We start from the raw sequence: 10561 nt of genomic DNA on the forward strand, positions 1-10561 counted from the left end.
AAGTCAGCGAAAAAAAGACCGCGCAAACGTTTGCTTTAACCTCACTATGAAAACGCGTCTGGCATTTGTCAATCACAAAAATCGGCGCCATTAAACCGACGAATGGACGACTTTCCGTACGAAAAGTTACCTCTAAATTCGGTAACCCGTCTCCAAAAACCTGAACAATCACTCTATTTTTAATTTTTATTCATATAAATCAATTACTTATAAAAACTCAAAGCGATCCGATCTGGCTGGCACAAAATATGCCTTTATATGACCAGCATGTGGCCAGTGGATGGCACGTGCCGTGCTAGGTGTATGTGCATCAGCACTCTCATCATTAAGAGAGAACATAATGAAAAAAGCTGTGTTGAAATCCATTGTTCCGGGCGCTTTGGCCCTTTTGCTGGTCATGCCAACCGTTCACGCACAAGAAGCCGCTGCCAAGCCGAATGTGATCATTCTGGCCACCGGCGGCACCATCGCAGGCGCAGGCGCCAGCGCTGCCAACAGCGCAACCTACACCGCTGCCAAAGTGGGCATCGATCAACTGATCGCAGGTGTGCCCGAGTTGAGCCAGTTGGCCAACGTGCGTGGCGAACAAGTGATGCAGATCGCCTCTGAAAGCATCACCAACGACAACCTGTTGCAATTGGGCCGCCGTGTTGCCGAACTGGCCGACAGCAAAGACGTCGATGGCATCGTGATCACTCACGGTACCGACACACTGGAAGAGACCGCCTACTTCCTGGACCTGGTTGAAAAGACCGACAAGCCAATCGTGGTGGTGGGCTCGATGCGTCCGGGCACCGCAATGTCCGCTGACGGCATGCTGAACCTGTACAACGCCGTTGCTGTAGCAGGCAGCAAAGAAGCCCGTGGCAAAGGCGTTCTGGTCACCATGAACGACGAGATCCAGTCGGGCCGCGATGTCAGCAAAATGATGAACATCAAGACCGAAGCGTTCAAAAGCCCATGGGGCGCATTGGGCATGGTCGTTGAAGGCAAATCCTACTGGTTCCGCTTGCCTGCCAAGCGTCACACCATGGACTCTGAGTTCGACATCAAGAACATCAAGAGCCTGCCAAACGTGGGTATCGCCTACTCGTACGGCAACGTTGATGACACCGCCTACAAGGCACTGGCTCAATCCGGCGCCAAGGCCATCATTCACGTCGGCACCGGCAACGGCTCGGTTTCGTCCCGCGTAGTGCCGACCCTGCAAGCATTGCGTAAAGACGGCGTACAGATCATCCGTTCTTCCCACGTGAACGCTGGTGGTTTCGTACTGCGTAACGCAGAGCAACCTGATGACAAAAACGACTGGGTCGTTGCACACGACCTGAACCCACAAAAAGCCCGCATCCTGGCCATGGTCGCCCTGACCAAAACCCAGGACAGCAAAGAGCTGCAGCGGATTTTCTGGGAATACTAAGTCACTCGGATTCCTTACCGTGTGAGCATTAAAAAAGCCAACTGACACCGTTATGTCAGTTGGCTTTTTTGTGAGAGCGCGATTCAGTGCGTTGCCACGGCATCCATCTTTTGGCGCAGGCTCAGCGGGCGCATGTCCGTCCACACCTCTTCGATGTAGGCCAGGCATTCCGGCTTCAGGCCGCTCTTGCCCACGGCACGCCAGCCGTTCGGAATGGCTTTGTAGTCAGGCCAGATCGAATACTGGTCCTCGTGGTTCACCACCACCTGAAAAAGAATATCGTCGCGGTCAAATACTGAACTCATGTGCGGGTCTCCATCGCATTAGACAGGCTGCGCCGACACGCGCAGCAGGGGTCATAGAACAAACGAGCGACCATCCCCGGGAATTAGAGCCGGGCGATGGCAGCCGCCAGGGCATTGCCAAAAATGGCAGCCACTTGATCGATCTCGGCGCCGGTGATGATCAGCGGGGGCAGGAACCGCACCACACTGCCGTGGCGCCCCCCCAGCTCCAGAATCAACCCGCGCTTGAGGCACTCACGCTGCACCAACGGCGCCAGACGGCCGAATGCTGGCGGGTGGCCCAATGCGTCAGGCATGCCAGTCGGGTCAACCAGTTCCACACCCAGCATCAGCCCGCGCCCCCGAACGTCACCCACTTGCGGGAAGTCGCGCTGCAAGAGGTGCAAGTGCTCACTCAGCCGCTCACCCATGGCTGTCGCATGCGCTGCCACATGATGTTCCTTGAGGTAGCGCATCACGGCACTGCCCGCGGCCATGGCCATCTGATTACCGCGGAAAGTACCGGCATGGGCGCCAGGCAGCCAAGTGTCGAGCCACTGGCGATAGACCACCACCGCTAACGGCAAGCTGCCACCAATGGCCTTGGACAGCACCACCACATCAGGCACGATGCCAGCATGCTCAAAGGCAAACATCTTGCCGGTGCGGGCGAAACCGCTCTGAATTTCATCAACGATCAAAGCCACCCCGGCCTGTTCCGTGATGCGCCGCAGCCCCCGCAGCCAGTCCAGGTCGGCCGGAATCACGCCCCCCTCGCCCTGCACCACTTCTACAATCACGGCAGCAGGCAACTGCACACCGGCTTCCGGATCACTGAACAGGGTGTGCAGGTAACTCAAATTGGCCTTGACCCCTTGCTCCCCCCCGAGGCCAAACGGGCAACGGTAATCGTAGGGATACGGCATGAATTGCACGCCATTACCCAACAAGGCGGCCATGGGCTGCTTCGGGCCAAGGCTGCCCATCAGGCTCAAGGCACCCTGACTCATGCCGTGATAGCCGCCCTGAAAGGAAATCACCGTGTTGCGCCCGGTGGCCGTGCGCACCAGCTTCAACGCAGCTTCCACCGCGTCGGTGCCTGTAGGGCCACAAAACTGGATTTTCGCTTCTTGGGCCAAGGCGTCCGGCAAGAGGCCAAACAAGTCTTGCACAAACTGATCCTTGACCGGCGTGGTCAAGTCCAGCGTATGCAAAGGCAGCCCCTCGTCCAGCACCCGGCGGATCGCCTCGATCACCACAGGATGGTTATGCCCGAGCGCCAACGTGCCCGCGCCTGCCAGGCAGTCGATGAAACGTCGTCCTTCCACGTCCTCGACATACAACCCCTTGGCGCGCTTCAACGCGAGCGGGATACGTCGCGGATAACTGCGCGCATTGGATTCTTGACGGCTCTGGCGGGCCAGCAAGGGAGATTCTTCAAATCGATACAGCGTTTCGGTCGTACTGACCCGAACCGGCTGATTGTCGACAAGACTGGTAGCGACTGACATTTGCGGGACCCTCAATGCGCTGAAGAGATTGACCAACACTGCTGACCTGCGAGGACTTTCGCGGTACGAATAATCGCTGCAGGCTTTCCTGCTTTGGAAACGCATTGGCAGGGCCCGGATTTAGAGGTGAATCGCAGAATCCCCGCGCTATGGATCGCTAAAACGACAAAGGGGATGGCACCTTGCAGGCCATCCCCTTTGTTTCAAACAGCAGCACACTGCGCGTTATTGCACAGGCTTAGTGACCTGCTGCTTGTTGCGCACGATAGACCGGTAGGCCAGCCCTAACAGCAGGAACCAGCCCGGCACTGCGTACAACGCCTGCCGCGTGTCGTCCTCCAGCGCCAACAACACCAAAATGAACGCGAAGAACGCCAGACACACCCAGACCATCACTTTGCCGCCCGGCATCTTGTAACGCGATGCCTGATGCAAGTCTGCGCGTTGTTTGCGATAGGCCAGGTACGACAACAGAATCATCGACCAGACAAACATGAACAGGGTCGCAGACACCGTGGTGATCAGGGTGAAGGCTTGCATCAGGTTAGGGATCAGATAAATCACCAACGCCCCGGCCAGCAGGCAAATGCAAGAAAAAATCAGCCCGTTGGATGGCACGGCACGTTGCGACAGGTGCTTGAATTTCTGCGGTGCGTCACCTTCCAGCGCCAGGCCGTAGAGCATACGGCTGGTGGAAAACACACCGCTGTTGGCCGACGAAGCAGCCGAGGTCAACACCACGAAGTTGATGATTCCTGCCGCAGCCGGAAGCCCCGCCAGCACGAACAACTCAACAAAAGGGCTTTTGTCCGCCACCACGTCGCGCCACGGGGTAACAGCCAAAATCGCAATGAGCGCGAACACGTAGAACATGATGATCCGCAGCGGGATCGAATTGATCGCGCGGGGCAAATTACGCTCGGGATCTTTGGTCTCGGCCGCAGTGGTGCCCGCCAGCTCGATACCGACAAACGCAAATACGGCGATCTGGAACCCGGCAAAGAAGCCCATCAGGCCATGGGGGAACATCCCGCCGTCATTCCACAGGTTACTCAGCGTGGCGGCGTGCCCCGCAGGCGACTGATAGGCCGTTACCACCATGTACAAGCCGGTGCACACCAACGCGCAAATGGCGACGATTTTGATCATGGCAAACCAGAATTCCAGCTCACCGAACATCTTCACGGTGATCAGGTTCAGCGACAGCAGCAACGCCACGCACCCGACAGCAGGCATCCATAAGGGGACGCCCGGAAACCAGAATTGGGTGTACCCGGAAATCGCGACTACATCCGCAATGCCCGTGACGATCCAGCAAAACCAATAAGTCCAGCCCATGAAATAACCGGCCATCGGCCCCAGCAGGTCCGCCGAGAAATCAATGAACGATTTGTACTTGAGGTTGGATAACAGCAACTCACCCATCGCGCGCATGACAAAAAACAGCATGAAGCCAATGATCATGTACACAAAAATGATCGAGGGGCCCGCCAGGCTGATGGTTTTGCCCGACCCCATGAACAGGCCGGTGCCGATGGCGCCGCCAATGGCGATCAGTTGAATGTGGCGGTTGGACAGACTGCGCTGGAGTTCGTGAGGTTCACCGACAGGCGGGTGATCAAACGCTGAATCCTTCAATGTTTTTTTACCTTGCAAGTGGATTTTTCTTATAGGTGGAGTTGACTTAACCCCCTCATAAACCGAGAGGTACTTTAAAGGCGACGCGCAGGCAAAACACTGAGCTGCATCAGTGCTTGCCGGACTGTCCTGCAGACAGGAAGGATCATGAAAAAGCGGCCTTACTGGCCGCTTTCAGTTTGCAAGGGCATGCGCAACTCAACCCGCAGCCCGTCGGGCTGACTGTCAAAGCTCAACCCACCGGCGCAGCGCTCGACAATGGCCTGCACGATGGCCAGCCCCAACCCGCAGCCGTTGCTGTTGTCGTGACGCCAAAAACGTTGGGTCATGTGCTGCAAGGTCTCAGGCGAAATGCCGGGGCCGTGATCGCGGACGACAAAATACACATCTGTGGCCACTACGCGAAGTGTCAATTCGACGCGGGTATCGGCCGATGTATGCCGCAGGGCGTTCTCAAGCAAGTTGCGCAAAGCTGCAATGGCCAGCACGGACGGCACTTTAAGCGGGGTCTCGGGCAGATTCGCGGGCACATTCAGGACAATGCGATCCGCCGCCCCGCTGGCCGCATCATGAATGGCCAGACGCGCCACCTGCTCGGGCGAGCATTGGACACCGTCATCGAATGACAAACTGCCTTCGACCCTGGCCAGCAACAGCAGTTGCTCAAGGGTACGGTGCAAGCGGTCGGCCCCGGCTTCAGCGTGGGCCAGCGATTGCTCGCGGGCAGCGCCCTCGGTCATGCGTGCCACTTGCAGGTGGGTTTTAATTGCCGTCAGCGGGCTGCGCAACTCGTGCGCGGCATCGCCGGTCAAACGCCGCTCGCGCTCAATGGCCTTGGCGATACGGGCCAGTAACTGGTTTTGTGAATCGAGTAACGGTTGCAATTCGCTGGGCAGCGGGCTGATTTGCAAAGGCTGCAACGAATCGGCATCGCGGCGCATCAGGGCATCACGCATCCGTTTGAGCGGTGCCAACCCTTGCCCGATGCCCAGCCACAGCAGTAATAAACAGCCCACCAACGCCATGCCCACAGGCACTGAAGCCGCCAGCAGCACTGACAGATTCAACGCCTCCCGCTCCACCTGACGATCGGCTGTGGTGATGCGCAGGTCGCCACGGTCCAGGGTAAAGGTGCGCCAGGCGGCACCGTCGATGATTTGATCGCGAAAACCGGTGGATTCAGACTGCATCGGCTGATCCGGGTTGTTATGGCTGCGGGCCAGAATCTCCCCCCGCAAGGAGCTGACCTGACAGGCCATGCCACCGGGGATGGTCAGTTGTTCAGCGCTGAAATGCGTGCCCTCGCCTTTTACCGGCAATTGCGGCAATTGCTCCAGCAGCCCGGCGACCATCCGTGCAGAGGCCACAAGCCGCTGATCGAGGGAAAACATCATTTGTTGACGCAGATCGCTGAGCATCCATGCCGCCGCGAGCATCCAGATCAAGATGAACGCCGAACCAATGGTCAGGCTTAACCGCAGGCGCAGGCTCATCATGCCTCGGGCTCGTTGCCATCGGCCGGACCCAGGCGATAGCCAAGACCACGCACGGTTTCGACGATGCCATTACCCAATTTGCGGCGCAGGTGGTGGATATGAACGTTCAAGGCGTTGCTCTCCAGCTCGTCACTGAACCCGTAAATACTGTCTTTGAGTTGCTCGGTCGACAGCACCCGCCCCCGGTTATGCAGCAAGGCTTGTAACAACGCCTGCTCGCGGCGCGACAGGTCCACGGGCTTGCCCCCCAACAACGTGGCGCGGCTGCTGGGGTCGTAGGTCAGGCGGCCATGCTCGATGAGGTTGACGCTACGCCCCGCCACACGGCGCAGCAGCGTGTGCAGGCGCGCGGCCAGTTCGCGCAGGTCGAATGGCTTGAGCAGGTAATCATCGGCGCCAGCCTGCAGGCCATCCACCCGGTCAGTCACCGCATCCCGCGCAGTCAATACCAGGACCGGCAGCTCAAAGCCCTGCTGGCGCAATTGTTGCAGCAGCTTGAGCCCGTCCTCATCCGGTAACCCGAGGTCCAGCACCATGGCATCGAACGCGGCGGCCTTGAGCATCGCGCGCGCCTTGCCAGCGGTGTTCACGTGCTCAACCGTCATGCCCTGAGCCGTCAGCCCGGCCACAATGCCGCTGGCAATCAGTTCATCGTCTTCGCAAACCAATACGTGCATGCAGATACCCGCGTAAAGAGGCCAATTTAAGGGCGCTGGGATTAAGGCCCGATTATGCCGTTTTTAACACTCGGTTAATCAAGTGCCGCCAAGGTAGCGTCAATTCGAACATCCAGGGTTTGGCGCATGCCTCAGTTGATTGTGTTTTTTTTCCTGCTACTCACGGGTTTGAGTCAGGCGTACGCCAGTGACAACCCATTTGAACAAAAGGCTGATTTCCTGCCGGCTAACCAAGCATTTGTGTTCACGTCCGAGCCTTTGCCTTCAGGTGAAACCCGGCTGCAATGGCAAATCACCGATAAATACTACTTGTACAAAAAACGCTTCAAGTTCGAAGGACTGGATGCCGCGCATCTGCCGGTACTGCCTGAAGGGCAAGCACACAGCGACGAATTTTTCGGCGCCACGCAGGTGTACCGCGACTACCTGGAGCTGCTGATCCCGGCAGGTGCCAGCGGTCAGGTCAACGTCAGTTGGCAAGGTTGTGCGGACGCCGGGCTGTGCTACCCGCCACAAAGTCAGACGCTGGACCTGGGTGGCACGCAGGCGGTTGTCGAGCAGGGGCAGGCCCAGGATCAGTCACTGGCCGCCAGCTTGCAGCAACGCTCGCTGGGCTGGAGCCTGTTGCTGTTTTTCGGACTCGGCCTGCTGCTGGCTTTCACCCCGTGTTCATTGCCCATGCTGCCGATTCTCGCCGGGCTGGTGGTCGGTAGCGGCGCGGGCCCAGGCCGTGGCTTTGCGGTTGCCGGCAGTTATGTCATCAGCATGGCGCTGGTGTATGCCGGCCTCGGCGTGCTGGCCGCGCTGCTCGGTGCCAATTTGCAAGCGCTGTTGCAACAACCCTGGCTGCTGGGCAGTTTTGCTGCGCTGTTTGTCGTCCTTGCTTTGCCGATGTTCGGTTTTTTCGAACTGCAATTGCCTGCGGCGCTGCGTGATCGTCTGGAAACCGCCGGACGCGGGCGCAAAGGTGGCAGCTTGATCGGGGCCGGTGTCCTCGGTGCCCTTTCTGGCTTGCTGGTCGGGCCGTGCATGACCGCTCCGCTGGCCGGCGCCTTGCTCTACATCGCGCAAAGCGGCAATGCCGTGCAAGGGGGCTTGGTGCTGTTCACCATGGGCGTCGGTATTGGCATGCCGTTGTTGCTGCTGGTCACGGTCGGCAGTCGCTTCCTGCCCAAGCCAGGGGCCTGGATGAACCTGATGAAGGGTCTGTTTGGCTTCCTGTTCCTGGGCACCGCGCTGCTGCTGGTGCGCCCGGTGCTGGATGAATCGCTGTGGCTGGCCTTGTGGGGCGTGCTGTTGCTAATCGTGGCAGGCAGCCTGTGGCAACAGGCGCAACAGTATTTGCGCGTGAAAGCGCTGTTTGCGCCCCTGGGCCTGCTGGCGGGGCTGTGGGGCAGCCTGATGCTGATCGGCGCTGCGGGCGGCAGCACCGACCCCTGGCAACCGTTGCAGGTGTACACCGCAAAAACAGTTGCTGGCAGCCCTTCACAAGCGGCCCACGACGCGTTCATCACAGTCAACAACTTGCCTGACCTTGAGCGCGAACTGGTAGCCGCCAAAGCGCAGGGCCAATGGGTGATGCTCGACTACTACGCGGACTGGTGCGTTTCCTGCAAAGTGATGGAGAAAAAAGTGTTCGGCCAACCGCAGGTCATGCAAGCCCTGCAAGGTGTGCGTTTGTTGCGTCTGGACGTGACCGACGATACTGTCGCCAGCCGCGACCTGCTCAGCCGTTATCACGTACCCGGCCCCCCTACGTTTATCTGGATCGGGCCGAACGGGGTTGAGCGTCGCGCCCAGCGCATCACGGGCGAAGTGAGCGCCGAGACCTTTTTGAATAACTGGCAATCCACCCGGGAACTCCACTAAATGCTAACCCTGACCATCGGTTCGTTTGCACTGGCAATCAACCACCTGTTGCTGATCCTGGCCCTCGCTCTGGCGACGCTGGTGGGTTGGCGGGTGGCCAAACGCGGCGGCGAAAACCCTGAGTCAGTGCTGTTCAGCCTGTTCCTGATGGGCTTGCTCGCGGCGCGTATCGGTTTTGTCATCGCCTACTGGCGCTACTTCCAACAGGACCCGCTGCAAATGCTTGACCTGCGCGATGGCGGCTTCCTGGCGTGGACAGGCTTAGTGGCGGTGCTGGTGGGCGCCGTAATCTGGGGCTGGCGCCGCACGGGCTTGCGACGCCCCCTGGGCTGGGGAATAGCCAGTGGCCTGGCATTCTGGCTACTGGCCAGCTTGGCCTCGAACCTGTACGAAAAAGGCACGCAATTACCTGACATCGTACTGCGCAACGCCAATGGCGAATCTGTCCAACTGGACAGTTACAAAGGCGGCCCGCTGGTGATCAATTTGTGGGCCACCTGGTGCCCGCCTTGCCGCCGCGAAATGCCGGTATTGCAGAACGCGCAGCATGCACACGAAGGCGTGACGTTCCTCTTCGTCAATCAGGGCGAGAGCATGCAGAGTGTCAGCACCTTCCTCGAAACTCAGGGCCTGAACTTGAGCAATATTCTGTTCGACAGTGGTGGCCAGTTGGGGCAGAAAGTCGGCTCCATGGCGTTACCCACTACACTGTTCTACAACGCGGACGGCCGCCTGTTGGCCAGTCATTTGGGCGAGTTGTCCGAAGCCAGCCTGGCGCGCGCCCTCGAGAGTTTTGATCCACCTATTTCACCGTCAGCCCGCCCGGGCGACCCTGCAAGGAATACCCAATGCGTAACCGCACACTGTTAAACCTGAGCACGACCGCCCTGCTTGGCGCGGCCCTGCTGCAATCGCCGTTGTTGCACGCCGAAGAACTGCCACCGGCAATCAAGAAAATCGAAGCCAAGGGCGCGAAAATCGTCGGCAGTTTTGATGCGCCAAGTGGCCTGCGCGGGTATGCCGCGCAGTATCAGAACCGCGGCATGGCGCTGTACCTGACCACAGATGGCAACGTGCTGGTAGGTAATTTGTATGACGCAAACGGCAATGACCTGAGCCTCGCGCCGCTGCAAAAGATGGTGTACGAACCGATGGCCAAGGAAGTCTGGGCCAACATGGAGAAAACCCACTGGATTGCCGACGGCAAAAAAGACGCACCGCGCATCGTGTATCTGTTCAGCGACCCCAACTGCCCGTACTGCAACATGTTCTGGGAGCAAGCCCGTCCGTGGGTGGACGCGGGCAAGGTGCAATTGCGCCACATCATGGTCGGCATCATCCGTGAGGACAGTCCAGGCAAGTCCGCCGCTCTGCTCGCCGCCAAAAACCCGCAGCAAGCCCTTCACGACCACGAAAAAGCCGGCAAGGCCAGCACCCTCAAGGCGCTGGGCAGCATCCCGGCTGACGTGCAGGCCCAGCTCGACGCCAACATGCAACTGATGTCGGAACTGGACGTGGCAGCGACCCCGGCGATTTTCTACCTCGACGAACAGGGCAACCTGCAACAGCAGCAAGGTGCGCCGTCGCCGGAAAAACTGGCGAAAATCCTCGGCCCGAAATAACCCCCTGTCAGGCCCGTGCCGGTGACACGCACGGGCCTGAACGT

9 protein-coding genes are annotated in these 10561 nt (G+C 59.0%); 4 read left to right on the top strand and 5 right to left on the bottom strand.

Features of this window, described 5'->3' with window-relative positions:
• The first annotated feature begins 340 nt into the window (after positions 1-340).
• Complete coding sequence (locus tag CJF39_RS15370) at positions 341-1420, top strand: asparaginase (RefSeq protein ID WP_094994185.1); 1080 nt, start codon at positions 341-343, stop codon at positions 1418-1420.
• Between the two features lie 83 nt (positions 1421-1503).
• On the opposite strand, the gene CJF39_RS15375 is transcribed toward CJF39_RS15370, so the two are convergent.
• From CJF39_RS15375 to CJF39_RS15395, 5 genes are all read right to left on the bottom strand, one after another.
• The gene (locus CJF39_RS15375) at positions 1504-1725 is read right to left on the bottom strand and encodes an MbtH family protein (RefSeq protein ID WP_047275172.1); all 222 of its coding nucleotides are present in this window, start codon (positions 1723-1725) and stop codon (positions 1504-1506) included.
• Positions 1726-1808: 83 nt separating this feature from the next.
• On the bottom strand, positions 1809-3215 hold the full coding sequence (locus CJF39_RS15380) for an aspartate aminotransferase family protein (protein WP_094994186.1): 1407 nt from the start codon (positions 3213-3215) through the stop codon (positions 1809-1811).
• Between the two features lie 225 nt (positions 3216-3440).
• Entirely contained in the window at positions 3441-4853 is a 1413-nt protein-coding gene (cycA, locus tag CJF39_RS15385) for a D-serine/D-alanine/glycine transporter (RefSeq protein ID WP_094994199.1), read from the bottom strand.
• A 161-nt stretch (positions 4854-5014) separates the two neighbouring features.
• Positions 5015-6349: an ATP-binding protein gene (locus CJF39_RS15390; protein ID WP_169964324.1), complete on the bottom strand. Its 1335-nt coding sequence runs from the start codon at positions 6347-6349 to the stop codon at positions 5015-5017.
• Positions 6346-7026: a response regulator gene (locus CJF39_RS15395; RefSeq protein WP_094994187.1), complete on the bottom strand. Its 681-nt coding sequence runs from the start codon at positions 7024-7026 to the stop codon at positions 6346-6348. Before CJF39_RS15395 ends, CJF39_RS15390 begins: the two co-directional genes overlap by 4 nt.
• Before the next feature lie 126 nt (positions 7027-7152).
• On the opposite strand from CJF39_RS15395, the gene dsbD reads away from it, so the two are divergent.
• From dsbD to dsbG, 3 genes are read left to right on the top strand one after another with little or no spacing between them, the layout of a single operon-like run.
• On the top strand, positions 7153-8895 hold the full coding sequence (dsbD, locus tag CJF39_RS15400; RefSeq protein ID WP_094994188.1) for a protein-disulfide reductase DsbD: 1743 nt from the start codon (positions 7153-7155) through the stop codon (positions 8893-8895).
• Positions 8896-9765: a TlpA disulfide reductase family protein gene (locus CJF39_RS15405; RefSeq protein WP_094994201.1), complete on the top strand. Its 870-nt coding sequence runs from the start codon at positions 8896-8898 to the stop codon at positions 9763-9765. It abuts the gene before it with no gap.
• Positions 9744-10517 (top strand): thiol:disulfide interchange protein DsbG, encoded by a 774-nt coding sequence (gene dsbG / locus CJF39_RS15410; protein WP_094994189.1) that lies wholly within the window; start codon positions 9744-9746, stop codon positions 10515-10517. Before CJF39_RS15405 ends, dsbG begins: the two co-directional genes overlap by 22 nt.
• The last annotated feature ends 44 nt before the right edge of the window (positions 10518-10561 follow it).

Source organism: Pseudomonas lundensis (assembly GCF_002269125.1).
Taxonomy (GTDB): domain Bacteria; phylum Pseudomonadota; class Gammaproteobacteria; order Pseudomonadales; family Pseudomonadaceae; genus Aquipseudomonas; species Aquipseudomonas lundensis_A.